Genomic DNA, 23,869 nt, shown 5'->3' on the forward strand with positions numbered 1-23,869 from the left:
CACGGCCCATTCCATTTGTTCCGTTTCGTTCGGTTTTCGGATGTGGGTCTGATCAGCCGCCGATGCCGTAGCAACGGATCGCGACGATCAGGTCGTCCTGAACGTCGTATGCGACGCAGTAGTGGTCGCGGCCGACTGTTCCCGGCGCTTGCGCTGCGCAATCACCCTCCAGGTAAGCCGAGTCCTCTCCGACGACGAGCTTTGTACTGCGCAGATCCGTCAACGACGCATGAAGGGCGACCACATAGTCCCTCACGGCGTGGGCGCCCTGGATCACGTCGCCGGTGTCTGCGACAAGCCAGGTGACATCCTCCTGGTAACACGCGTCGAAGTCGATCCCCTGACGCATCAGGTTGAAGTACCGGTCCATGGCCCGTTGCGAATCGACGACGGTCATTGCACACACCTCCACGGATGACAGCGCGCTTCCGTGGACTCGTGGGGGCCCGGACGCGCGGACACCCCAGGGTCCCGTACGCATGCCATGAGCGCCAGACCACTTCCGTTTTCCACGCCGGTCGCGGTCGCGCCCCAGCACACCGTGCGGGACGCGCATCCCGGATCCCGCCCGCGAGCCGACCGTGCGTGGGCACGGAGAGCCTGGTGGATGGCGGGTGCGAGTTCTAGCATGTCGCTCGTGATGCCGTCATATCGACGGGGAGGGGCGCGATGGACGACACGGTGGATCGCGACGGCGAGAATGCCGATGAGCAGGCGGTCGAAGATTTCGCGGGGTGGGTGTTCGACAGGTTCCTCGGTGGGATGGAGACGCTATCCATCCATATCGGTTCCAGCCTGGGGCTCTACGCGGCGCTCCGGGATGCGCCGGCCACGGCGGCTGAGCTCGCCGCGCGGACCGGCATCGATCGGCGGTACGCGCGCGAATGGCTCGAGCAGCAGGCGACTGCCGGCATCCTCGACGGCGACGGCGACGGCGACGGCAAGGGCGACGACCTGAGGTTCCGTCTGCCCCCCGCGCAGGCCGAGGTACTCACCGACCGCGCATCTCTCGGGTATTCCGCGCCGCTGGCGGACATGTTCGCCGCGGTCGCGCTGCGCATGCCCGACCTCACGGACGCCTACCGGTCGGGTCGAGGCGTTCCGTGGGCGGCGTTCGGCGCTGCCGTGCGCGATGCTCAGGGCGATATCAATCGTCCGTGGTTCGAGAATGTGCTTGCGAAAGCGCTCGCATCCGTCCCGCGGGTGCACGAGGTGCTGTCGCGACCTGATGCCGGGATCGCCGATGTCGCGTGTGGGCACGGGTGGTCGACGATCGGTCTTGCCCGGGCGTACCCGGATGCGATCGTCGACGGGTTCGACATCGATGCGCCCGCCATCGAGGCGGCACACGAGCATGCCGCAGGGCTCGAGAATGTGACATTCTCCGAGCTCCGAGGAGAGCAGCTCGCCGACGAGGGCGAAGACCGCTACGACGCCGCATTCGTCTTCGAAGCACTGCACGACATGCCGGACCCCGTCGCCGTGCTCTCCTCGATCAGGCGCGCGGTCCGATCCGACGGTGTCGTCGTGGTGATGGACGAAGCCGTCGCCGAGACGTTCTCGCCCCCCGGCGACGACACCGAGCGGGCGATGTACGGATACAGCCTGCTGATCTGCCTCCCTGACTCGATGTCAACGCCGGGCTCCGTCGCCACCGGCACCGTCATGCGACACGCGACCCTCGAACGCTACGCACAGGAAGCAGGCTTCTCGGCAGTCAGCATCCTGCCGATCGACGGGTTCGCCGCCTTCCGGTTCTACCTCCTGGAGGGGTGAGGCGCGATTCCAGCCCGAGTATCAAGTCGCAACCTGATGTGGCGGCGATCATTGCGGCCCTGATCGCTGTCTGGTGGCCAAGCTTGCGAGCCTGACAGATTCGTGATCGCTTCCGAGGCAGCTCGAGGACGTCCAAGCTGACGTCAGACGCGAAGGTGTGGCAGGACCTCATCCGGGAATCAGCAGATTGAGGATTGGCTGCGGGACCCTGTCCACTCCGGCGGACGTCGGCCGAACACGACCGATTGGACACTCGTTACGGAGAGTCTGGGTTGCTCCCATCCCGAAGCGCTCTTCACCCGATGCGCGCGCCGAACCCTCGTTCTGGGCGTAGCTTGAGGTTGAAGCTGCCCCAGACCCCGGTACCCGGTCGCTGCGTCGCGTTACTGCGGGTTTGGAGTCTCATGGGCACTGGACAAGCAGCCGCGCTGCGCCGCCCCGACCCTTCAGGCGCGAGACTTCGGTCGACCCGTCGAACCCCGGACGATGAGCTGCGAGTCCAGTCGATACGTGGTCGGTTCGCTCGATCCCGCGATCTTCTCCAGAAGCAGGTCGACCGCGAGGGCGCCCGCTCGCTCGATCGCGAGGTGGACTGTCGTGAGCGGGGGCTGGACTGCCGCACCGATTTCGATGTCGTCGATGCCGACGATGCTGATGTCGTCTGGACAGCGCAGTCCGAGATCTGCGATTCCGGCCTGCACGCCGAGGGCGACGAGGTCGTTGTAGGCGATCACGGCGGTGGCCTTGCTCGCCATCGCAGTCGCCGCGGCCGCTCGGCCGCCGAGAATGGACGCCGCGTGGTGGGTGAGCCGAGTCAGTTCGAGCCCGAATTCCTCGCTGAGAGCCGTGATCGTGTCGGCACGGCGCCCATCCGCCCAAGAGTGCAGAGGGCCCGCCGCATAGGCGATGTGATGGTGTCCGAGCGCGCCGAGATGCTCAACCGTCTGCCGCAAACCGTGATCAGTGTCCATCATCACGGAAGGCGCACCCGAGATCTCTCGATTGACCACGACGAGCGGACGATCGCCGGCGTGATTGATGATCTCGTCCTCGGTCAGGCGAGGGGAGCACAGGAGGAGCCCGTCGAGCTGACCGCCCTCCTCGATCTGTTCCCGTTCCCGATGAGGGTTCTCATCCGTATTGAAGAGCATCACACGATGGCGCCCATGCCAGGCCTGGGCATTGATCGACCGGATCAGTGCGCCGTACACCGGATTCGAGACATCCGGAACCACCACGCCGAGCGTCCTGGTCGCCTGCGCTGCCTGCGGGGCCGCATACTCCAGATCGAGAGCCGCCCGGATGACCTTCTCGCGGGTCGCCGTGGCTAGGCGCGAAGGATCGCCGAATGCGCGCGAGGCCGTGGCGAGCGACACGCCTGCGCGCCGAGCGACGTCGGTCAGTGTGGCGCTCATCGGGCAGGTCCCTCCCCACGTGGTCCCTCATCCATTGTGCTTCATGCTATTCCTCTGAAAAGGACTTGACAAGCTTGTACAACTCTTGCAATCCTATTTTCATGCCAATCGTCACCGCTGACTCGACGTCCGTTTCGGCCCCGCCGCGCTCAGCAGTACGCGTCGACGCCGACCGCGGTACGGATGCCGGGGTGACGCGATGACGGCCCTCGAGCTGCTCCGGCGCGGTGCGCACGGTGGCCTCGCGGTTGCGACGAGTCCGACTTCGGCGGGCATTCTGCACCTGGGGCTCGGCAACTTCCATCGCGCACACCAGGCGGTCTACACAGCGGCAGCACTGGCGGATGCCGGTGGCGACTGGGGGATCGTGGGCGTCGCATCCCGCTCCCGCGACGTCGTGGACGCGATGCGATCGCAGGATCAGCTCTACACCGTCGCCGAGATCTCGCCGCGCGGATTGTCGCTGAGCGTGCCGGCCGTTCACACCGATGTCTTCGTCGGCGGGGAGGAGCCAGGCCGTGTCATCACGACTCTCGCGAACCCCAGCATCCGGATCGTGACGATCACGGTGACCGAGAACGGCTACAGCTACTCGCCTGCCACCGGTCACCTCAACACCTCCGACCCGCTCGTCATCGCGGATCTCCAGGGCGGCGCCCCTCGCACCACCATCGGGCAGCTCGCCCGCGGGCTGCAGCTTCGCGCAAGCAGTGGAGCGCCCATCACCATCCTGAGCTGCGACAACCTCTCCGCGAACGGAGCGCACACCGAGCGGCTCGTTCGCGAGTTCCTCGCGCTGCTGCCCGGTGCCGAGGGCACCGAGGCGCTCGCATACCTGGATCAATCCGTGGCGTTCCCCTCCAGCATGGTCGACCGCATCGTGCCGTCCACGGACGCAGGCCTCCGTGAGCGCGTCTTCTGCGCACTCGGAGTGTGGGACGAGGTGCCGGTGCCCGCCGAGCCGTTCACGATGTGGGCGATCGAGGATCGGTTCGCCGCAGGGAGGCCCCAGTGGGAGGCCGGTGGCGCGATCTTCACCGACGAGGTGGATCGGTACGAGCAGCTCAAGGTGCGTCTGCTCAACGGCACGCACTCGCTGATCGCCTATCTCGGCGCGCTCAGCGGGGTCGCGACCATCCCGGAAGCCATCGGGCTCAGCCATATCGAGCAGTCCGCGCGTGCCGTGCTCCGGCGCGAGTACGAGCCCTCGGTCGAGGTGCCGTCCGGACTGGATGTCCGCGAGTACGAGGCGCAGCTGTTCGACCGCTTCGGGAACACAGCGCTCGGTCACCGCACGTCGCAGGTCGGCACGGACGGGTCGGTGAAGCTTCGGCAGCGGATCCCGGAACCCGTCGCCCACGCGCTCGACAACGGCGAGATGCCCCACATGATCGCCCTCACCGTCGCCGGCTACCTCTGCTCGATTGCGCCGCTCCCCGGCTTCCTTCCAGGGCCGTTCGCGGAAGCCATGACCGACACCGCGCGCGGACGCTTGGGTGAACTCGCGACCACCTCCCGCGACGGCGCCGACCTCGCCCATCGCGTGATCGGCGACCTGCAACTGTTCGGCCAGGACCTGTCGACCCGTTCATCCTTCACCGCCCGGGTCGGCGAGCTCGTCGACATCATCGTCCGTCACGGGATCGGGGCAGCCATCACGGATGCGCTGGATGCCTCCGTCGCACCAACTCCCGCCAGCGGATCGCTGACCGCGCCACCGGCACCCTGACCATCCACATCTGACCCCCGATCGCACGCGACAAGGAGCAGCAATGAAGACGCTCGCCATCCACGGCAAGGAAGACATCCGCTGGGAGGACCGGCCCGTGCCCGAGCCCGGCGATGGCGAGGTTCGGCTGCGTGTGAAGTACGTCGGGATCTGCGGATCGGACCTGCATTACTACTTCCACGGCGCCAACGGCGAATACACCATCCGCGAACCGCTCACTCCTGGCCACGAGCTTTCGGCAGTCGTCGACCTCGATCCGTCGGGCCGACTGACGGCTGGCACGCAGGTGACTGTTCACCCGGCGCGCTACGGCGCTCCGGTCCAAGGCCTCGAGAACCGGCCGCATCTTCTGCCCGGAGGCGATTACCTCGGCAGCGCGGCGGCCGACCCGCATCGTCAGGGCGGCGCGGCCGAGCTGCTGATCGTCGAAGAAGGCATGATCCGGGTCCTTCCCGATGTACTCCCGCTCGAGCGCGCGTCGCTCGCCGAACCTCTCGCCGTCGCGTTGCACGCGGTGGGTCTGGCCGGCGGCCTCGACGGCAAGCGCGTCCTCGTCATCGGGGCGGGACCTATCGGCCTTCTGGTGATCGCCGCCGCGCGCAGGGCCCGAGCCGCCACCATCGGCGCCAGCGACCTGCGCCCCGAGCCCCTCACCCGGGCCGCGGGGGTGGGCGTCACGGAGTCCTACCTCGTCGGGCAGGACACGATCGCCGATGAATCCTACGACGTCGTGTTCGAGTGCTCCGGCGTCGGAGTTTCACTGACCCAGGCGGTGCGTGCCGCGCGCCGCGCAGGCACAGTGATCCAGGTCGGAATGCTCCCGAACGCCGACATAGGCGTCAACCTCGCCCCGATGCTCGCGAAGGAACTCACCCTTCGCGGCGCCTTCCGATTCTCCACGGAGATCGACGACGCCATCGCGATGCTCGCGGAGTCCGATGCGCTGGACTCCGTCATCTCGCACGTCATACCCGCTGCCTCCGCCGTTGAGGCATTCACCATCGCCCGCGACTCGTCCGCCTCGGCCAAAGTCCTGCTCAGCCTCTGAGCCTCGCAAGCCCCCGCCCACCCAGCAGCACTCACCTACAAAGGAGTATTCACATGAGTTCCAATGTCCCAGATGTGGACGCGCCCGCACCGCCGCCCACCGTCATCCGATCCACCGCGGACCTCGTCCGTGCCGCCGTCTCGGGCTGGCTCGGCACCGCGCTCGAGTTCATGGACTTCCAGCTGTACTCGCTGGCAGCCGCGCTCGTCTTCAACGAGATCTTCTTCTCGGGCAGCAACCCTGCCATCGCCGTCGTGCTCGCCATGGCGACGTACGGCGTCGGCTACCTCGCCCGTCCGCTCGGCGCGTTCTACTTCTCGCGCAAGGGCGACAAGATCGGCCGCAAGAAGGTGCTGTTCCAGACCATCCTGCTCATGGGCCTCGCGACGACCCTCATCGGCTTCCTGCCTACGTACGAGGCGGTCGGTGTCCTCGCTCCGATCCTGCTGGTGCTTCTCCGGCTCGCGCAGGGCTTCGGTGCCGGTGCCGAGATCTCGGGCGCAGGCGTCATGCTCTCGGAGTATGCCCCCACTCACCGCCGCGGCATCATCGCGTCGCTCGTGGCGCTGGGCACGAACTGCGGCACGCTCCTCGCTTCTGGCATCTGGGCGATCCTGCTGGTCGTGCTCACCCAGGAGGAGGTCATCGCCTGGGGATGGCGCATCCCGTTCATCGCCAGCGCGCTGATCATGCTGTTCGCCGTGTGGGTCCGGCTCAACCTCAAGGAGAGCCCGGTCTTCGAAGAGCGCACCGACGTGGTCGACGGACGCGCGATGACCCACGTGGAGTACGTCGAGCAGGCCGTCGAGACCAACGACATCCGCACGCTCCAGTCGCTCGAGCGCAAGCCCATCAAGGCCATCGTGGTCGCGTTCTTCCTGCGCTTCGGTCAGGCCGGCAACTCGGGCATGATCCAGACGTACCTGATCTCGTTCATCACGGTCACGCTCGCGATGGATAAGGGCGTCGGCGCGAATGTCGTCATCATCTCGTCCTTGATCGGGTTCGCCACGATTCCGATCGTCGGATTCCTCGGTGACAAGTTCGGGCGTCGCCGCATGTACATCATCATGACGTCCATCGCGCTCGTGCTCATCATCCCGACAATGCTCGCGATCAACTCGAAGGAGCTCGCAGCGGTCTTCGTCGGCTACGTCGTGATCCACAACATCGGGGTGCTCGGGCTGGCTTCTCTCGAGAACATCTCGATCCCCGAGATCTTCGGCGCTCGCAACCGCTACACGCTGACGGCAATGGTCCGCGAGATCGCGGCGATCATCGCGACGGGCATCGGCCCCGTCATCGTGGCAGCGTGGGTCGCCGCCACGACAGGCAGCGTCATCCCGATCATGGTGCTGCTGGGCGTGTACACACTCCTCGCCCTGATCGCCGCGATCATCGCCCGCGAGTGGACCGGTCGCGATCTGACCGACCCGCGCCCGGCGATGTAGCGCAGCATCCCGTCACCATGCAGCACTCCGGGGGCGGCCAGCAGCCTGGCCGCCCCCGCACACACGGAGAGGATGATCGATGAGCATCGAGAGCGTCGACGTCAACATCACAAGTCCCGGACGCAACTTCGTCACGCTGAAGATCGTCACGAGTGACGGCGTCGTCGGATGGGGTGACGCCACCCTGAACGGACGCGAGCTGGCGGTCGCCGCCTACCTGTCCGAGCACGTCGCCTCGACCCTCATCGGGCGAGACGAAGACCGCATCGAAGACACCTGGCAGTACCTGTACCGAGGCCCGTACTGGCGGCGCGGTCCGGTCACGATGGCGGCCATCGCCGCGGTCGACATGGCGCTGTGGGACATCAAGGCGAAGAAGGCCGGGATGCCGCTCTACCAGCTGCTCGGCGGCGCGAGCCGCGAGAGCATCCGCGTTTACGCGCACGCGTCGGGGCCGGACTATCCCGCTCTCAAGGACGCGATCGCGGCGTACGTCGACGACGGCTTCACCGCCGTGCGCGTGCAGACCGGGGTGCCCGGCCTCGGTCAGATCTACGGTGTCTCGGCCAGCAGTCCCGGCGGCAAGTACAACTACGAGCCGGCGCACCGCGCGGCCGACGGCAGCTCTGCCGTCGCTCCGATCGAGGAGACGTGGGACACGAGCGCGTATCTGGCGCACATGCCGGGCGTCTTCGCGAGCATCCGCGAGGACTTCGGGACGGGCCTGCGAATCCTCCACGACGGTCATCACCGGATGTCGCCGATCGAGGCTGCTCGTTTCGCCAAAGACATCGAGCCCTATCACCTGTTCTGGCTCGAGGACTGCACGCCCGGCGAGGACCAGACCGCGTTGCGGCTCGTTCGGCAGCACTCGACCACGCCTCTGGCCATCGGTGAGATCTTCAACACGGTCTGGGACTACCAGACGCTCATCACCGAACGACTCATCGACTACGTCCGCTCCGCAGTCACCCACACCGGTGGCATCACCGCGATGAAGAAGCTGCTCGACTTCGCCGCGATCTACGGCATCAAGTCGGGGATCCACGGACCGACCGACATCTCTCCCGTGGGCATGGCCGCTGCGCTGCACCTCGACCTCGCGATCCACAACTTCGGGATCCAGGAATACATGCCGCACAATGACACCACGCTCGAGGTGTTCCAGACCTCGTACACCTTCGACCGCGGGTTCCTGCATCCTGGCGACGCGCCCGGTCTCGGCGTCGAACTCGACGAGGCCGCGGCATCCGGATTCGAATACACGAAGGCGTATCTCCCGGTGAACCGCCTGCAGGACGGCACCGTCCATGACTGGTGAGGCGGATGCCGCGACCCCGCGGCTGCCACTGTCCCAGCGGACGGCTCGTGCGCGGCTGATCATCGTCGCCCGCGCCCAGGACGCGCGCGACTACGATCGGGTGCTCGAAGCGCTCATCGAGAGCGGCATCCGCAGTGTGGAACTGACGCTGACCACTCCGGGAACGATCGAGCGGCTGCCGGAGATCGTCGCCCGCTTCGGCTCGGATGCCGACATCGGGGTGGGCACAGTCACCGACGACGCTCAGCTGCGGGCCGCGATCGCGGCTGGCGCTCAGTACATCGTGACGCCGATCACCGATCCGCGACTCGTGGCGACCTCCATCGAACTCGGCGTGCCGATCGTGCCGGGAGGCCTGACGCCGACCGAGCTGTACTCGTCGTGGCGGGCCGGTGCGTCCGCCGTCAAGGTGTTCCCTGCGGGCCAGGTCACCGCCGGCTACGTCAAGGACCTCCGTGGTCCGTTCCCCGGCATCGAAGTCATACCCTCGGGCGGGGTGGACCTGACAGGTGCTGCGAAGTGGTTGAGCGCGGGCGCCGCGGCCGTGAGCGTGGGCGGCCCGCTTCTCGGCGATGCGTTCCATGGTGGCGACCTCATGGCATTGCGCGCTCGCGCAGCCGCCTTCGTCGATGCCTGTGCTCCAGGGGGCGAGGCATGAACGAGCCTCGAGTCGTGACCATCGGGGAGACGATGGCGCTCTTCCGCACTCGGGAGATCGGCTCGCTCCGGCACGCATCGGACCTTGTGCTCGGCATCGGGGGAGCGGAGAGCAACGTCGCCATTGCACTCCAGCGGCTGGGAGTCAGCACCTCATGGCTCGGTCGGGTCGGCGCAGATGCGCTCGGTGAACGGGTCGTCCGTGAGCTGCGGGCCGAGGGCCTCCAGGTGCACGACATCATCGACCCTCAGGCCAGCACGGGACTCATGGTCAAGGAGCGCCCGACGAGCGCAAGCACCTCCGTGTATTACTACCGATCGGGGTCCGCGGGATCACACCTCAACGCCGACGACATTCCCTCCGGCTGGATCGAGGATTCAGCTCTGCTCCACGTCTCTGGGATCACCGCACTCATCTCCGAGAGCGCGAGAGAGGGCATCTCGGCCGCGGTCGATCGGGCACGCGCCGCCGGCGTCCTCGTCAGCTTCGACATCAATTACCGCTCCGCGCTGGCTCCGGCAGAGCACGCCGGCCACATCCTGCGCTCGTTCGCCGAGCGCGCGGACATCGTCTTCGGCGGGCCGGAGGAACTGACCCTGCTGAATCCCGATCGCGACCCGGCCCAGATCGCGGGTGATCTCCTCAGAGGGGGATGTCGGGAGATCGTGCTCAAGCGCGGAGCCGACGGAGCCGCCGTGTTCAGCCCGGACTCCGTTGTCGAATCCCCGGGCTTCATCATCGATGTGCTGGACACCGTCGGCGCGGGTGACGCCTTCGTGGCGGGGTACCTCAGCGGCATGCTGCATGGACTGGATGTCACCGACAGGCTGCGGCGAGCCAACGCATGCGGCGCGTTGCTCTGCATGAGTCCAGGCGACTGGGAGGCGAGCCCTCGCCTCGTCGAGATCGAGCGCTTCGTCCACCCGAGCGGCGATCCCGTCGCCAGGTGAGCAGCCTCCAAGACCCGCGGCGGCCGCTTCCGAACGAGAACCAGCCCGAGCCGACGAGGTCGACGCAGGATCTGACCGTGTTTTGCCCACATTCGTTCAAGCGGGTTGGTCGCTCACCGCAGTCGCGCCACCACGGGTACGAACATCCGATGTCCCGTCGGAGTATTGCCTTGCGGTTCTCCAACCTGTCACTCACACTGAAACGGGCAATTGCCGGCTTCACCGTGTGGCTTTACCGACGATCGAGACTGAATTGAGGCGGCTCCGCAATGACCGACATAAAACTCGACAACACCGAAACCGTAATTGCTGTCGCTCCCGTATTCAAGGTGGAGGGCCACGACATCATCCTTGATGCAGCGGAGCGTAGGAGATCGGATGGCGCCTCATTTCGACGAGCGCTTGTGCATGATCAGAACGACGGGCTCACCGTCAACTTCAACAATGACTATCCTGGCGGCGTGACAATCAATGGCGTGACATCCTTGACAGTTGCAGGGGATATCGAGTTTCGGATATCCCACCAGGATGAGGTACTCCTCGAGGGGGGCCATCCGCCGGACGAAGTCGTCAACTTTGCCGAGGTCATCAAGACGCTCCGAAATGAGATTCGTCAGTTGCAGTCCCAACTGGCCGAATAGAGGGGAGTTCGCATGCCGACAGTGCGAGACGTTCTCCGCCGCCGTGAGCCCGAGCTCAGCGTTGTCTCGCTCAGGGCGCTCGCGACTCTGCCTCGCGTACGGCCGCACCTGACAGAGTCGCCTGATGAGGGGATTTCTTTGGTCGACCTGCTCCGGATGATCGAGATCTTCGACGTTACGCCTCGCCGCAGCCGCGGCGGACCCGAGCAGCGCGGACCCGAGTTCCCAGGACCGGATTTTCCTGAGCCGATCCGGCCGACTCTCTGAGTCGCGCAGACCTCGGCCCGCCTGCCGGCTAGGTTCCTCACGCTCATGAGCTCGCCGCCATGCGTCATCTGGGACTGCGATCCGTTTGTCGAACGCCGTGCGAGTTGCCGGGGTGTTCCGTCGAGCGCATGCGTCCGTACTTGTCGAGCACTGCCACGAAGAACACAACTCCGGCGATGTAGAGCAGATCTTCAACTGGTGCCCACGGCAGGTAGATCCCGAGAGTCTTCTCGCGGTTGAAGACATAGACGGGGAGCGCAGACAATACGTTGTCGAAAACGAGCGTGGTGACGACAAGAATGCCGGCGGTACGCAGAACGTGCCGGGTGAAGATCACCCGAGTGCGAAGGATGGCATAGTCCAGGACGATCGCCATCCCGATGAGGGCCAGCGCAAGCAGGAGGAATGTGGCCATCATTTGTGGATCCGCAGCATGACGAGTGTGAAGTACCCGAAGAAGGTAAGAAGGAAGATCTCCTCGAGCGGCATGTCTCGCGAGAAGAGGAAGATACCCATCACTCGCGAACCTGCGGCAAACACACCCAGCAGCAGGCCGCAGATGTCGAAGAGAAGAAGAACTACGAGGGTGATCGCGACGACGACGATTGTGTGGCCGGGATCTCGGAAGAGTGCAACCTTCCAGCGCCAATCGATGATTCCCATGCCCATGAAGGCGACAATGATGCCCCCGAGGTAGAGCAGATCAGGAATTGTCGTCATTGCGTCTGTCCAATGCTCGGTCCCTGCGTCGCGCGGGCCCGAGGATCGCGCTTAGCTGGTTGTACTCTCGCGGAACCCTCGCCCAGTGCTTGCCCGCTTCGGCGTGCGCGTGGTCGAGCGATTCAGGCCGTGGGTGCCGGTTGGGTCGGCGTGGCGTACCCGTACCGCCAGCATCCGCTCTTCGGTGCGCGCGCGCAGAGTCCAAGGTCCCGCGGTGAAGTCGACCCGGGGCGCACCGGTGCGCTCCCGCGGGGTGATGGAGCGAGTCGCGGTCGCCAGCGGTTGTGCAGTCGTCTCACCGCTTGCGGCGGAATGCGCGAGATGTGCACTTTGATCAGCACCCCGTCTTCGGCCACCGTTCACGATGTCCCGAAACCAGACACCTTCTGCAGCCCGACGCATCGTGCGCGCCCGCCCTCCACTGGAAGGCGGGCGCGACACGGCGCAGCCCGTCCGCTAGCCGCGGGTCCACTGCTGGGTCGGGGCGGCGGAGTCGCACGTTGCAAGCGCTACGCCCCACTGGTCTTGCGGAGTCGACCAGCACAGGTTCGGAGCCGCGACACTGCTGATTGTGAGGTCACTTCTGATCTCCCACTGCTGTTCGATTGCGTCGGTGCAGTCGGCGATCATCAGCTCGCTGCCCACAGCGACTGCGCCGACCGGAGTCACGCACATGTCCCCGTAGATGGACAGCTGCTTTTCGGACGTCCAGTTGAATGACTGGTTCCCGCCACCGTTGCAGTACCACAATCCGATAGTCGTGCCGGGGGTTGTGGAGAAGCCGGGCACATCGACGCACACGCCGTGCTTGACGCTGACGAGCGGCTCGCCGGGAGGGGCGGGGGGCCGGTCGTTGAGTTGCTCCTTCTTGAGGAGGCCCCATCCCCACTGGATCTGTGCAAGCCCGCTCTCATTCGTCACCTCGAGGTTCCCGTTGGAGGTGAGTTCCGTCAGGGTGTATGCATCGCCGGACCGCAGGCCGGGCCAGTAGACGACACCGATGCCCTGGTCACGGGCCACCTCGGTCAGGGCGCCGAGATACGACGTGTAGACGTCGCCCTCGTGATTGCCGTAATTCAGGCCGGTCGTCATGGGTGAGCCCGCCTCGGAGATGATCGTGCGCCACCCGTATTCACCGATTCGCGGCAGCAGGTTCGCCTTCCACTCCGCCTCCGTGGTGGAGGAGGCCCAGAATCCGTAGAAGTGAAGGGAGAGCAGCGTGCCGTCGAGCGCCTTGGCTGCACCCACTCCGGTGACGTTGTCGTTGTAGCCCGTGCCGGATACGATCACGCGCTTTCGCGGTACCTGGTGGTGGTCCTGGAGCCAGCCAGAGGCGACCGTCACCCACTCGTCCAGGGAGTAGCCGAAAGGCTCGTTCATGATCTCGAAGTAGACGTGGGGGTTCTTGCCGTACTTCGCGACGACGGTATCCCACATGGCGTCGAAGGCGGGTGGGCTGTCGACTCGGCCGTCCTTGGCGTTGTCGGCCTCCCAGTAGCTGAGGATGACCTTGAATCCGTGCCGGGCGGCCGCGTCGATTGCGCCCTGGTAGGAGTTCCACCAGTCGGTCCCGACACTCGAGGGATTTATGGGCAGCCGCACGGTGTTGGCCTTGAGCTCATGCCGGAACTCCGACACGACATTGGATGCCTTTGCATAGGTGGTGCGGTAGTCGTCTGCCGTGCTCAACCCGGCCGGTACGACCTCGTCGTCGGCGTAGTTGTCCCGCGGATCCGCCCAGTTCACTCCACGGAACTCGCTCGTACCGCCCGGGCCGTTCGAAGGGGCTGCCACGGCCGGAATGGGGGCGGCCATCGCAATCAGGAGGGCTGCGCCAACGGCGAGCCCGAGTGCTTTTCTCATCAGTCTCCAATCATCCGAGGCGCGTCGATGCGCCGCGGGCGTTCGCATGTTTTCGCAAACATCCAGACAAGCTCTCACAACAATCATCGGTTGGCAAGAGGCGGATGCTGAGACCGCCGGTTACTTGGGAGGCTCCAGACTCAGCCCGCCGGCGTCGCCGTGGGGCGCCCGGGAAGCGTCGGCGCGGGACCTGTGCTCGCTCGTACCATCAGTTCGGTGGGGATGAGCGTGGTCTGCGGTGCGGCGTCCGGAGCTTCGATCTGTGCCAGAAGTCGCGCCATCGCCACGCGCCCGACTTCGCGGAAGTTTTGACGCACCGTGGTGAGCGGGGGCCAGAAGGCGCGGGACTCGTCCATGTCGTCGAAGCCGACGACGCTCACGTCCGTGGGGATGAGGCGGCCGAGCTCGTGCAGCGCCTTCATGGCTCCGAGCGCCATCTGGTCGTTCGCAGCGAAGACTGCGGTGAGGTCTCTCTCACCCACCAGCTTCAGCATCGCGCGGTGGCCGGATTCGGTCGACCAATCGCCGTGAACGATCGGCGGCGGGGTGATGCCGGCGCGCTGGAGGGTCGCTCGCCACGACTCTGCGCGGTGACCCGCCGAGAACGATGTCGTGGGACCGGCGATGTGCCATACCTGACGGTGCCCCAAAGACAGCAGGTGCTCGGTCGCCATCCGCGCCCCCTGTGCCTGATCGGTGTCGACGACCGCGTACCCGGAGCCGGCATTCGAATCGATCACGACGACCGGGAGCCCGGGAGGCAGTGTGATCTCCACTCGATCGAGCAGCGACGCCTCGAAGATGATGATGACGCCGTCAACGGACTGTTCGCTCAGGCGTCGATAGGCCCCCGACACCGCCCCGAGCGTGGGATCGGGAACGGGCATCAGTGTCACGCTGTAGTCGGCTGCTGCCGCCTCAGTGGCGATCGCGTCGAGGGTGCGGACGTTTCCGAGCGTTTCCAACGTGAACATGATCACGCCCACGGTGTGGAACCTGCCGTACTTGAGTGCGCGCGCAGCACCGTTGGGCCGGTATCCGACCGCCCGCATCGAAGTCAGAACCCGCTCACGAGTCAATTCTTCGACGTTGCTCATGCCATTCGCGACGCGTGACACCGTTTGCGCCGATACGCCGGCGTGTCGAGCGACATCCTGCATGGACGGCGGACGGCGGCGGCTTCCGTCGGTCTGGTCGAGAGACCCCATCGCCTTGCCAGCCCTTCGCTCGGAGCAAGTCTTGCATGATTGGGCAATCATGCAAGACGGAGAGCCGCCCACCAGGTCCGTCCTGCAGCAGCGCACCGGAGTGGCCAATGGTGTCTACGCAGTGAGCACGCGAGAGGGCAACGAGCGCGGGTTCAGTCTTCTGCAAACGCGATCCTGTTGCCGCCGGCCGTCTTCGCCCGATACATCGCGAGGTCTGCGCGACGAATGACCTGCTCCGCGACCAGTTCGCTGCCGGGCGGAGCGATGGCAACCCCGATGCTCGCACTCAGTGGTTGGTGAGTGCTCGGGCGCGTCGGGTCGCCGCGGAGCAGGGTGAGGATCCGCTCCGTGATCTCCACTGCGACGGACGGCTCGGAGATCTGGCATACGACGACGAACTCGTCACCGCCATACCGGGCGACCAGATCGCCGGCCCGCACGCCCGTCAGCAGTCGCTGCGCCACGTCGTGCAGCATCCGGTCTCCTGCCTGATGGCCCCATCGGTCGTTGACGCTCTTGAAGCCATCGAGGTCGATGAACAGCACCGCGCACCCGGTCGCGCTCACGATCTCGCCCATCTGAGTTTCCAGCAGCCGCCGGTTCGGCAGGCCGGTCACCTCGTCGTGGGTTGCTGCGTGTGCCAGCCGGGCTTGCAATCGAAGGGTGGCGAGCGCCTGCGCGGCCTGGCCGGCCAGAGCTTCGGCCAGCGGAGCCGCCTCATCATCGAAGGTGCGCTCGTGATGGAACCAGCTGATGAACGCGCCGAAGTCGATCTCCTCATGGTGCAGCGGCGCCGCGATGAGCGCGCGGATACCGGCGGCCTTCATCGCGGACCCCAGGCCGGTCATCAGACGCTCGCCGTCCTCATCGTCGACCACCTTGACCACCTGTCGCGGCTCACTGACCAGTCCGATGAGCGAGTCGGCGTCGAGGCGGCCGCCGAGCGCATCGCGTCCGGCGGCGATCGCGCTGGTCCCGTCCTGCTCGTGCAGGTAGACCGTGGATTCCTCAGCCCGGTAGGCGCGCGCGGTGGAGTCGGCGAGGATCTCTGCGAGATGCTCTTCGGTCGATGCGGTCGAGAACGCGACGGACGTGTCCATGACGAGCTCGAGCCGAGTGCGCGTGCGGTCAGCCAGTGCGTAGCGGCGGCGCAGGTCGGTCAGTGCGCGGAACCGCTCGGATGCCTCGGCGATGACGAGGACATCGTCCGCACCGTCACGGTGACGGCTGACCATGACGGCTCGGTCGTGCTCACGCGCGTGAAGCATCACCCACGGGCCGGGTCCGACATCGGCAGGGAACAGATCTTCTTGTGCGTGAACCAGGAATTCATCGATCGACCTGCCCACGATCCCGTCGAGTGCGGTTCCGACCCACTCTGAGAACCACCGGTTCGCCTCGGAGATCTCGCCGGACCGTCTCAGGCGTACCAGGCCGACCGGGAGCGCATTCGCGCCGTCCTCGTCCACCCGCACCCCCCCATCAACTGCACGCCCCGCGGGAGTGGTGTTCGAACACTACCGCCGAAGGTCCGCCAGCGCTCTTCACGACGGCGGCAAATGCTGAGGAACGCCGCCCGGTTGCGTCGCGTCCGCCGGCGCGTCCCGCGGTGGATCTCAGGTCGTGTGCTCGTGCGCGTTCGATTCCGGTGAGGTGCGGAACGAGGTGACCGCCTCGAAGACGGCCAGCGTGCACGTCAGCGCAAAGACGCATGCCAGCGACCATAGGCCGGGTAGGAGCGACCAGACCGGGATCGCGGCGGCGATCACGATTGCCGCCACCAGCCGAGCGAGGAGCAGGCGTCGTGACATGCGAAGCCAGAACGCGATTGTCGCCACGAGGAACAGGGCGACGCCCCCTCCGAGCGCTGACGCTCCCACCCATCCGAGGTGTTCCTCACCGAGATGTCCCATGACCTCCTCTATGCCGAAGGCGGTGATGATCACGCCCAGGATGATCGGCAGATGGAGATACGTGTAGCCGTCGGAGGCCATCTTCGCGCGGGCGACCCCGTCGGTCATCTCCAGCAGGTGCTCGGCGTCATCGGCGATGCGCGGGAAGTACGCCCACCAGAGCGCGACCGACAGACCGATGGCGAGTACCGAGCCGAGGACGATCTGCGCGGTGATCGGATCGAGCGAGACACCGACGCCGATCGCGACGATCGACTCGCCCAACGCGAGGATCACGACGAGGCGGTGCCGCTCCGTGAAATGCGCGACCGACTGCACGCGCCATGACCCGCCGATGTTGGAGGTCACGTAGATGGCCAACAGGTCGATCACTACCGCGGCGCCCCAGATCGGCAGGCGCCACTGTTCATCGGCGAGCGCGCCGATCACGAGCAGCACGATTGACGGCAGCGCTGACGTCAGAAGACTCGCGAGCACCTGGCGGCGGAGCGCTGCGTCGGATCCAGCCGCGACCAAATAGGTCGAGAGATGGAAGATTCGTACGACGGCGTAGCAGCACGCGAAGACGATCGGCGCGTACAGACCGCCTTCGAGATCGTGGAACGCCTCGGGAATCGTCAGCGAGAGAACGAAGACCGCCGCCATCGCCACGATCAGCGCAGCACGCAGCACGCCTTCATTCGCGTGCGCCTGGTTGCCCAGCCACGCGAACGACGACCACGACCACCACAGCAGCGCCAGCACGACCACACCCTGCGCGATCGATGCCGGTGGCTCGCCGTGAGACATAAGGAATGTGACCTGGGTGAAGGCGAACACGAAGACCAGGTCGAAGAGCAGCTCGAGCGTCGTGACCTGGTCGCCTTCACTCGCCGTGCGCACACCGAGGATTCGCGGTCGTCGATCTCGTCCGGGCGGCCGTTGCGACATGGCAAGAACCCTAGCGGCGTCTCGTCGGTCCGTCGTGGTGTCGTCCAGGATGACTCTTCACGCACGGGATGCAGCTTGGTGATCGATGGCGACCGTATCAAGACCGCACCGATCGGCCTCAGTAGACGCAAAGGCATCAGGCGAAACCAGTCATAGCGAAAGGGGGTGCGACTCATGGATGAGCCACCGGTCGACATCGTCGACCGACACCGCGCCAACTGCATCGACGCAGCCCCGGAGTATTGCGACACATGCGCCGGCAGTGGCGCGAACGTCGAAGCGTTCGTGTTCGCCGAACTCCCTTCGGGGCTCTCGGTCACCTACTGCGCGCATCACGGCACGATCTACCTCGAACGGCTCCGCGAGATCGCGCTCGTCCTCATCGACCACCGTCACCTCGTGGTGGCGTGACCCGCACAAGCAGCCGAGGGAGAACGTCGAAGTCGTCTGCGGCCGCGCAGTCGGCGCGTCCTCGTGACGAAATCAGCTCATCGGAACAGAACGACGCTGACCTGCGCACGAATGTCTTGCATGATGTCGTCGACACTGAGGGCGGCGTTCGCGCTCGCGGCCATGCTGACGAACATGATGGCCGACACGACCCGGGCGAGGTTCGCAGCATCCGCTTCTTCTCGCCGATCATCCCTGCGAAGGACCGCGGCGATCGCATCGCCAGTCCGCGCGGCGATCGCGAGGGCTTCGCCGTGCCGGGGGTCGACCGGGTCGCCGAAGGCCATCTCTCGCAGGTAGCTGCGGCCGTTCTCGACCTGGATGCGGTTGCACTCCACGATTGATCGCACGATGGCCATGACGGCATCCAGAGGATCCCGGATGGCGTCTGCAGCCACGAGACCGCGGTCGAGAGCTTCGGCGTAGTGTGCGTTCTGCACCAGCAGGAGGAGCTCCCCCTTGGTCTTGGCGTAGAGGAACAGTGTTCCGGCCCCGATGTCGGCCTGGTCCGCGATCTGCTGCGTGGTGACCTCGTCGATGCCGCGCAGAGCGAAGAGCTCGCTTGCGGCAGCCCTGATGCGGTCGAGCTTCTCTTGCTTGTTCCGCTCGCGACGTCCCACGGTCTGTGACTCGACGGTCATGACAAACCTCTCTGCGCCGATCCAGCTCGGCTCAGTTCTGAGCGTAGTCACGACTCGAGCCGCGTCTGCGCCGGGAGCTGAGCCTGCCGTCTGCTCAGGGGGAGAGGAAGTTCGCGGCGATCGGGGCGAAATTCGCGTGGAATTGGAAGATGCCGCCGTGACCGGAGTCCGGGTAGATGATCAGTTCCGATCCCTTGATGCGGCGATGCAGGTCCTCGGAGAGCACGGAGGGCACCATGCGGTCGTTGTCGCCGTTCGCGATGAGCGTGGGCAGCGTCAGCTGGGACAGGTCTGATGGTGCGGAACGGCCGAAGTCCCGGATCGCTTTCAGCTGGGTCCGGAACGCGCGGGTGGTGATCGGCTTGTCGCGGTCGACGGTGCGCTCGTGCAGTCGGGCGATGAACGCCTTCGCCGCGCGCTTGCCGGTGTCGTTGCGGTTGAAGAACAGGAACTCCTTCGGGTCCGACCGGGTGAGCGTCGCACGGAGCAGGTCCCAGTAGGTCGTGCCGACGACCTTGTCCATGTCCTTGCCGCCCCGCGGTCCGGTGCCCGTGAGAACGAGCCTGCGAACGAGATCGGGGTGCCGGAGCACCAGGTCTTGGGCGATCATGCCGCCCATCGAGAACGAGAAGACATCGATTCTGTCGAAGCCGAGCGCTGCGATGAACGTGTACGCGTCGTCAGCCATCGCCTCGATGGTGGCCGGGACCTGCCCGCTGGAGGCACCGACGCCCGTGTTGTCGAACGTGATCACGTGGCGAGTCTTCGCGATGGGGTCGATGATGCGCGGGTCCCAGTTGTCCAAGGTCGCGGCGAGGTGCACGAGGAACACCACGGGGACGCCGCCCCTCGGGCCGAGCTCGCGGTAGGCGAATGTCGTCCCCGAGGCAGTGAGCGTGCGGGTGGGCGCGTCCGCGTACGACGTGATGGGGGAGGGTGCCGAGACGTCTGACTCGTTCATGACTTCTGGCTCTCCTGGTAGATCGTCCCTTGGCCCTGACCGACCGCTGGACGCGCGCCGATGAGGACGGCTTTGCCGCGGATGCCGCCTTGGGCGAGCGACCGGAGGGCTCGTGGTGTCTGCTCGAACGCAACGACCTTGCCGAGGATCGGGCGAAGCACGCCGCGGTCGCTGAGAGTCGCGATCTCGCGCAACTGGTCACCGCTCGCACGCATCCAGAGGAATTCGTATGTGACACCGAGCTTCTTCGCCCGGGAGCGAATCTTGGCGCTCAGTGCGGCGATCGCCCAGCGCAACGGCGCGTTCACACCGGACCGGCGGGCGAACGCGGGGTCCGGCGGTCCGGCGATACCGATCACCCTGCCGCCGGGCTTCAGGATGCCGAGTGACTTCTCGAGGACCTCGCCGCCGAGACTGTCCAGCACGAGGTCGTAGCCACTCAGCAGCTGTTCGAAGTCCTCCGAACGGTAGTCGACGACGATGTCCGCGCCCAGTCCACGCACGAAGTCGGCGTTCGACGCGCTTACCGTCGTGGCGACGGATGCACCGAGGTGCTTGGCGAGCTGGATCGCGATCGAACCGACGCCGCCCGCCCCGGCGTGGATGAGGACCTTCTGGCCGGGCCCGACCTTGCCGCGTTCGACGAGGGCTTGCCATGCCGTGAGTGCCACAAGCGGCAGCGAACCCGCCTCTGCCATGCTGATCGAGACAGGCTTGAGTGCGAGGTCTCCCTCCGCGACGGCGATGCGCTCCGCGAACGTGCCGATCCGTGCCTCCGAAGGGCGGGCGTAGACCTCGTCACCGGGCCTGAATCCGCGCACGTTCGCCCCGACGGCGATGACCGTCCCCGCGAGGTCGTGGCCCAGGATCACGGGCAGCCGGTAGGGCAGTATCCGCCGGAACGCACCCAACCGGATCCTCTCATCGAGGTGATTCACGCTCGCAGCCTCGATGCGGACGAGCACGTCGGCCGGCCCCACGGTCGGCTCGGCGACCTCCGCTTCCTGCAACGGCTGTCCGTACTTGCTGACGACGAATGCTCTCATCTCTCTCCTCCACGCGATACAAACCGAGTGTACTCGAAAATGAGCATACTCATAAATAGGTACGCCTCATTCGAGGTTGGAGGGAGGGTTGCCGTCGTTGTCAGTGAGGATCCGGAGCGGTCGGCCGCGAGTCTCGATGAGTGCAGCCCGACGTCTCGCGGCCACCTCCTGCCGGCACCCCGCAGATGGCAACGGCCTGCCGGCCCCGGCCGGCGCCGAGTGCCGGGACGGCATCGCGGACGAGCTCGCAGATGCCGTCAGACAGGTTCCGTTCGAGCTGGTTCGATCAGCTCTCCTCGCTCGGTGCCTGAAGGAGTGGGAAGAGGTGACCGACCGTGGCACGCAGGGCCGCGAGTGCGTGGGCGCCGTCGAGTTGGTCGACGTTGGGGATGTCTGGCGCCGTCGGGTCGAGATTGCGTGCGAGTGCGGCTCCTCCGCCGACGACGGCCTTCGCCAGCGGGGAGAGCGGCTTGTCGAGCGGAACCAGTGCTTCGTCGAACTCGGGCACTGGCTGGGGATGCACGTCGGGCCACTCTGCGGGTGGACGGGGTGTCTCCCGGGTCAGCAGTGGGGCCAGGTCGGGGGCGTCCGCGTCGCGTTGTGTCAGCGGGTCGCCGAGATCCCATCGTTCCCGCAGGGTTCGGATCACCGACGTGTGGTGATGCACGTCATTGACCACGGTGTGTTCATCGATCCACGGCGACACCGCAATGGCGGGAAGCCGAACGCCGAGCCTGTCGAATCTGAAGCCGTACTGGCCTGCGACGGTCGGGTCGGGAGGTGTGGCGGCGGGGGGCGGCACGTGGTCGTAGGTGCCGCCGTGCTCGTCGAACACGATCATGAACAGGGTGTTCCACCAGTTGGAGCCGCTTTCGGACGACGAGGAGCGGATCGCCTCGTAGATCCGTGCCAGCAGAGCTTCTCCGCCGAGCAGGGAGGAGGGTGCGTCGAACTCGAGTCCGGGCATCAGCGCGTTGATGGGCGGGTGCATGTCGTTGTGGCTGTGCAGCAGGTTGGGCTCGATGAACGAGTACGTCGGCAGGTTGCCGTTCGCGGCATCCGCGTAGAACTGATCGGTGGTGACGAAGTTGGTCGCGAAGCGGTGCTTCAGGCGGGCACCGTGGATGAGTCCGGTGAAGGGCGCGATCGCGGGCGGGTCGACGTAGACGTTCCAGGTCTGGCCATGGGCCTCGAGCCGCTCGAAGATCGTCTCTCCGGTGTTGATGAAGGGGAAGTTCTTGTAAGGGGCGTTGACGACGAGCCCGGACGCGGTGGCCGCGTGGAAGAACGACCGGTTCGTGAATGTCTGCGAGGGCACTTCCGCGAACCAGTGATCGAAGGTCGCGAAGCCCCGGGCGATCGCCGAGAGCACTGGCATCTGCTCCGGGGTGTAGCCGCGCATGATCTGCGAGTACACGTCGTACGTCGGCTGGGCGCCGGTCTCGGCCGTGTACGCGCTGATGTAGTCGGCGACGAACCCGTCCATCGTGGGAGTGCCCGGATCGGCGGGGAGGTTGAATGGCGCCGTCATGTTCTCGGCGAGCACTCCGCGATTGCTTTGCGGGTCGATTCCGCCGAACAGCTGGGTGTTGACGTGCTGATACTCCTCACCGGGATCCGGGTTCGGGGTGTCCATGTTCTCGGCGATGCCGTACGCGACCGAGCGATGCTCCGCGCCGTGTTCCGCCCAGTCGGGGATCGGATTGCTGAGGTCCTTGCCGATGACGCCCTCGAACGACTCCACCTCTCCAGGTTCGTAGAGGCGGCCCAGCAGATTGTCGAAAGAACGGTTCTCGAACATCACCACGACGAGGTGGTCGAGCGCCTGGCTGCGATCGGGAGTGGACATGCGCTACCTACCTCACAGATTCAGTGGAAAGGCGCGGATCCGTTCCGCGCCGACGATGCGTCGCCGTCAGGCCTGGCCGGGCTTCCGGATTTCGGTGTACAGGGCACCTTGCGCCGCACCCGAGCCGGCGCGCCCGCCCCCTGGGCCGCGCAGCAGGAACGCCACGCCCACGGCGATGAGCGCGCCCAGCAGAGGCCCCGCGATGTAGATCCAGTAGGCCGTGAAATCCCAGGCGACGAGGTCGGGTCCGAAGGTGCGGGCGGGGTTCATCGAGGCACCCGAGATCGGGCTGCCCCACAATCCTGCGAGGGCGATGTAGGTGCCGACGCCGACGGCGCCGATGATGCCGATGTTCTGCGCCCCGGACGCGGTGCCGAGGATCACGCTCACGAGCCTGAAGGTGAGGACAGTCTCCATCGTCAACGCGGACCAGTCCGACCAGCCCTCCGCAGGGTAGTTGGACCCTCAAGACGAAGACACCCCGATGACCAGTGTCAGGAACCAGGCGGCGAGTGCGGCGCCTGCCAGCTGCACCACGATGTAGCCCGGCACACGGCGCCACGGGAAGTCACCCCGCAGTGAGAACGCCAGCGTGACGGCGGGGTTCAGGTGGGCGCCAGAGATCTTCCCCATGAACAGGATGATGGCCAGCACCATCAGCGCGGGTGCGACCACCGCGGCGCCGCGGTCGATCGTGTCGGGGAACGCCTGCCCCATCATGCCGCCGCCGGCCGCGACAAGGACGAGGAAGAACGTCCCGAGGAACTCCGAAACGAGCCTCCGCCACTCCTGCTTCCGGTCCTGGAAGTTCGACGCCGGCTCGACCACTTCCATTTCAAACCAGCGATCGAACCGCCCCCGACTGGCCGCCTGCGGACTCTGCACGTCCATCACCGTCACCCCTCGAAGAGAGGCGTCAAGGCGCCCGCTGCCGGCGAGTGCTCGTCGCCTGATGCCCGTGAGCATAAACCCGGTGCCCCTCGTGGACAATGGCCCTGCGCGCGGCTCTCGCAGGCGCTTCGCTCGAGGCCT

General features: G+C 66.1%; 21 protein-coding genes and 1 pseudogene. 9 read left to right on the plus strand and 13 right to left on the minus strand.

What is annotated here, in order from left to right:
• Window positions 1-52 precede the first annotated feature (52 nt).
• A complete protein-coding gene (locus tag ABD188_RS05750) occupies window positions 53-397 on the minus strand; it encodes a nuclear transport factor 2 family protein (protein WP_344059395.1) in 345 nt (114 codons plus the stop codon).
• Between the two features lie 272 nt (window positions 398-669).
• Between ABD188_RS05750 and ABD188_RS05755 the strand changes: the two genes are divergently transcribed.
• Window positions 670-1,776 (plus strand): class I SAM-dependent methyltransferase, encoded by a 1,107-nt coding sequence (locus tag ABD188_RS05755; RefSeq protein WP_344059397.1) that lies wholly within the window; start codon window positions 670-672, stop codon window positions 1,774-1,776.
• Window positions 1,777-2,222: 446 nt separating this feature from the next.
• Here ABD188_RS05755 and ABD188_RS05760 read toward each other — a convergent pair whose 3' ends face one another.
• Entirely contained in the window at window positions 2,223-3,191 is a 969-nt protein-coding gene (locus ABD188_RS05760) for a LacI family DNA-binding transcriptional regulator (protein WP_344059399.1), read from the minus strand.
• Window positions 3,192-3,390: 199 nt separating this feature from the next.
• On the opposite strand from ABD188_RS05760, the gene ABD188_RS05765 reads away from it, so the two are divergent.
• From ABD188_RS05765 to ABD188_RS05795, 7 genes are all read left to right on the plus strand, one after another.
• Window positions 3,391-4,920 (plus strand): mannitol dehydrogenase family protein, encoded by a 1,530-nt coding sequence (locus ABD188_RS05765; protein ID WP_344059401.1) that lies wholly within the window; start codon window positions 3,391-3,393, stop codon window positions 4,918-4,920.
• A gap of 43 nt (window positions 4,921-4,963) precedes the next feature.
• Window positions 4,964-5,968 carry an L-idonate 5-dehydrogenase gene (locus ABD188_RS05770; RefSeq protein ID WP_344059403.1) on the plus strand — a complete coding sequence of 335 codons (1,005 nt, stop codon included), beginning with the start codon at window positions 4,964-4,966 and terminating at the stop codon, window positions 5,966-5,968.
• A 53-nt stretch (window positions 5,969-6,021) separates the two neighbouring features.
• Window positions 6,022-7,419 carry an MFS transporter gene (locus ABD188_RS05775; RefSeq protein WP_344059405.1) on the plus strand — a complete coding sequence of 466 codons (1,398 nt, stop codon included), beginning with the start codon at window positions 6,022-6,024 and terminating at the stop codon, window positions 7,417-7,419.
• A gap of 79 nt (window positions 7,420-7,498) precedes the next feature.
• A complete protein-coding gene (gene manD, locus ABD188_RS05780; protein ID WP_344059407.1) occupies window positions 7,499-8,740 on the plus strand; it encodes a D-mannonate dehydratase ManD in 1,242 nt (413 codons plus the stop codon).
• A complete protein-coding gene (locus ABD188_RS05785) occupies window positions 8,730-9,398 on the plus strand; it encodes a bifunctional 4-hydroxy-2-oxoglutarate aldolase/2-dehydro-3-deoxy-phosphogluconate aldolase (RefSeq protein ID WP_344059409.1) in 669 nt (222 codons plus the stop codon). Before manD ends, ABD188_RS05785 begins: the two co-directional genes overlap by 11 nt.
• Window positions 9,399-9,412: 14 nt before the next feature.
• The gene (locus tag ABD188_RS05790) at window positions 9,413-10,348 is read left to right on the plus strand and encodes a sugar kinase (RefSeq protein WP_344059411.1); all 936 of its coding nucleotides are present in this window, start codon (window positions 9,413-9,415) and stop codon (window positions 10,346-10,348) included.
• 269 nt (window positions 10,349-10,617) lie between these two features.
• Window positions 10,618-10,989, plus strand: a complete 372-nt coding sequence (locus ABD188_RS05795) for a hypothetical protein (protein WP_344059413.1) — start codon at window positions 10,618-10,620, stop codon at window positions 10,987-10,989.
• 331 nt (window positions 10,990-11,320) lie between these two features.
• Here the strand turns inward: ABD188_RS05795 and ABD188_RS05800 are convergent, their stop codons facing one another.
• From ABD188_RS05800 to ABD188_RS05825, 6 genes are all read right to left on the minus strand, one after another.
• Window positions 11,321-11,674 carry a lycopene cyclase domain-containing protein gene (locus ABD188_RS05800; RefSeq protein ID WP_344059415.1) on the minus strand — a complete coding sequence of 118 codons (354 nt, stop codon included), beginning with the start codon at window positions 11,672-11,674 and terminating at the stop codon, window positions 11,321-11,323.
• On the minus strand, window positions 11,671-11,976 hold the full coding sequence (locus ABD188_RS05805; protein WP_344059417.1) for a hypothetical protein: 306 nt from the start codon (window positions 11,974-11,976) through the stop codon (window positions 11,671-11,673). Before ABD188_RS05805 ends, ABD188_RS05800 begins: the two co-directional genes overlap by 4 nt.
• A 456-nt stretch (window positions 11,977-12,432) precedes the next feature.
• Window positions 12,433-13,839 (minus strand): cellulase family glycosylhydrolase, encoded by a 1,407-nt coding sequence (locus ABD188_RS05810; protein WP_344059419.1) that lies wholly within the window; start codon window positions 13,837-13,839, stop codon window positions 12,433-12,435.
• Window positions 13,840-13,979: 140 nt separating this feature from the next.
• Window positions 13,980-15,098: a LacI family DNA-binding transcriptional regulator gene (locus tag ABD188_RS05815; protein ID WP_344059421.1), complete on the minus strand. Its 1,119-nt coding sequence runs from the start codon at window positions 15,096-15,098 to the stop codon at window positions 13,980-13,982.
• 101 nt (window positions 15,099-15,199) lie between these two features.
• Window positions 15,200-16,516 (minus strand): diguanylate cyclase, encoded by a 1,317-nt coding sequence (locus ABD188_RS05820; protein ID WP_344059423.1) that lies wholly within the window; start codon window positions 16,514-16,516, stop codon window positions 15,200-15,202.
• Between the two features lie 147 nt (window positions 16,517-16,663).
• Entirely contained in the window at window positions 16,664-17,890 is a 1,227-nt protein-coding gene (locus ABD188_RS05825) for a low temperature requirement protein A (RefSeq protein WP_344059425.1), read from the minus strand.
• Window positions 17,891-18,064: 174 nt separating this feature from the next.
• On the opposite strand from ABD188_RS05825, the gene ABD188_RS05830 reads away from it, so the two are divergent.
• On the plus strand, window positions 18,065-18,301 hold the full coding sequence (locus ABD188_RS05830; protein ID WP_344059427.1) for a DUF7455 domain-containing protein: 237 nt from the start codon (window positions 18,065-18,067) through the stop codon (window positions 18,299-18,301).
• A 77-nt stretch (window positions 18,302-18,378) separates the two neighbouring features.
• On the opposite strand, the gene ABD188_RS05835 is transcribed toward ABD188_RS05830, so the two are convergent.
• The 5 genes and pseudogenes from ABD188_RS05835 to ABD188_RS05855 form a co-directional block, all read right to left on the minus strand.
• Window positions 18,379-18,981 (minus strand): TetR/AcrR family transcriptional regulator, encoded by a 603-nt coding sequence (locus ABD188_RS05835; protein WP_344059429.1) that lies wholly within the window; start codon window positions 18,979-18,981, stop codon window positions 18,379-18,381.
• Between the two features lie 94 nt (window positions 18,982-19,075).
• Window positions 19,076-19,942, minus strand: coding sequence for an alpha/beta fold hydrolase (locus ABD188_RS05840; protein WP_344059431.1), 867 nt, complete (start codon window positions 19,940-19,942; stop codon window positions 19,076-19,078).
• Window positions 19,939-20,988 carry an NADP-dependent oxidoreductase gene (locus ABD188_RS05845; protein ID WP_344059433.1) on the minus strand — a complete coding sequence of 350 codons (1,050 nt, stop codon included), beginning with the start codon at window positions 20,986-20,988 and terminating at the stop codon, window positions 19,939-19,941. The genes ABD188_RS05840 and ABD188_RS05845 overlap by 4 nt, the downstream gene beginning before the upstream one ends.
• 286 nt (window positions 20,989-21,274) lie before the next feature.
• Window positions 21,275-22,837, minus strand: a complete 1,563-nt coding sequence (locus ABD188_RS05850; protein WP_344059435.1) for an alkaline phosphatase family protein — start codon at window positions 22,835-22,837, stop codon at window positions 21,275-21,277.
• A 66-nt stretch (window positions 22,838-22,903) separates the two neighbouring features.
• Window positions 22,904-23,803, minus strand: a pseudogene (locus ABD188_RS05855) (MIP/aquaporin family protein).
• Window positions 23,804-23,869 lie beyond the last annotated feature (66 nt).

This window comes from Microbacterium pumilum, assembly GCF_039530225.1.
Lineage (GTDB): Bacteria > Actinomycetota > Actinomycetes > Actinomycetales > Microbacteriaceae > Microbacterium > Microbacterium pumilum.

Bases quoted from the DNA above. Each gene is read 5' to 3' on its own strand.
- ABD188_RS05840 (WP_344059431.1), bottom strand. From the start codon at position 19,942: ATGAACGAGTCAGACGTCTCGGCACCCTCCCCCATCACGTCGTACGCG.
- ABD188_RS05775 (WP_344059405.1), top strand. From the start codon at position 6,022: ATGAGTTCCAATGTCCCAGATGTGGACGCGCCCGCACCGCCGCCCACC.
- ABD188_RS05800 (WP_344059415.1), bottom strand. From the start codon at position 11,674: ATGATGGCCACATTCCTCCTGCTTGCGCTGGCCCTCATCGGGATGGCG.
- ABD188_RS05805 (WP_344059417.1), bottom strand. From the start codon at position 11,976: ATGACGACAATTCCTGATCTGCTCTACCTCGGGGGCATCATTGTCGCC.
- ABD188_RS05815 (WP_344059421.1), bottom strand. From the start codon at position 15,098: ATGATTGCCCAATCATGCAAGACTTGCTCCGAGCGAAGGGCTGGCAAG.
- ABD188_RS05850 (WP_344059435.1), bottom strand. From the start codon at position 22,837: ATGTCCACTCCCGATCGCAGCCAGGCGCTCGACCACCTCGTCGTGGTG.
- ABD188_RS05765 (WP_344059401.1), top strand. From the start codon at position 3,391: ATGACGGCCCTCGAGCTGCTCCGGCGCGGTGCGCACGGTGGCCTCGCG.
- ABD188_RS05825 (WP_344059425.1), bottom strand. From the start codon at position 17,890: ATGTCGCAACGGCCGCCCGGACGAGATCGACGACCGCGAATCCTCGGT.
- ABD188_RS05810 (WP_344059419.1), bottom strand. From the start codon at position 13,839: ATGAGAAAAGCACTCGGGCTCGCCGTTGGCGCAGCCCTCCTGATTGCG.
- ABD188_RS05835 (WP_344059429.1), bottom strand. From the start codon at position 18,981: ATGACCGTCGAGTCACAGACCGTGGGACGTCGCGAGCGGAACAAGCAA.
- ABD188_RS05770 (WP_344059403.1), top strand. From the start codon at position 4,964: ATGAAGACGCTCGCCATCCACGGCAAGGAAGACATCCGCTGGGAGGAC.
- ABD188_RS05830 (WP_344059427.1), top strand. From the start codon at position 18,065: ATGGATGAGCCACCGGTCGACATCGTCGACCGACACCGCGCCAACTGC.
- manD (WP_344059407.1), top strand. From the start codon at position 7,499: ATGAGCATCGAGAGCGTCGACGTCAACATCACAAGTCCCGGACGCAAC.
- ABD188_RS05760 (WP_344059399.1), bottom strand. From the start codon at position 3,191: ATGAGCGCCACACTGACCGACGTCGCTCGGCGCGCAGGCGTGTCGCTC.
- ABD188_RS05795 (WP_344059413.1), top strand. From the start codon at position 10,618: ATGACCGACATAAAACTCGACAACACCGAAACCGTAATTGCTGTCGCT.
- ABD188_RS05755 (WP_344059397.1), top strand. From the start codon at position 670: ATGGACGACACGGTGGATCGCGACGGCGAGAATGCCGATGAGCAGGCG.
- ABD188_RS05785 (WP_344059409.1), top strand. From the start codon at position 8,730: ATGACTGGTGAGGCGGATGCCGCGACCCCGCGGCTGCCACTGTCCCAG.
- ABD188_RS05750 (WP_344059395.1), bottom strand. From the start codon at position 397: ATGACCGTCGTCGATTCGCAACGGGCCATGGACCGGTACTTCAACCTG.
- ABD188_RS05845 (WP_344059433.1), bottom strand. From the start codon at position 20,988: ATGAGAGCATTCGTCGTCAGCAAGTACGGACAGCCGTTGCAGGAAGCG.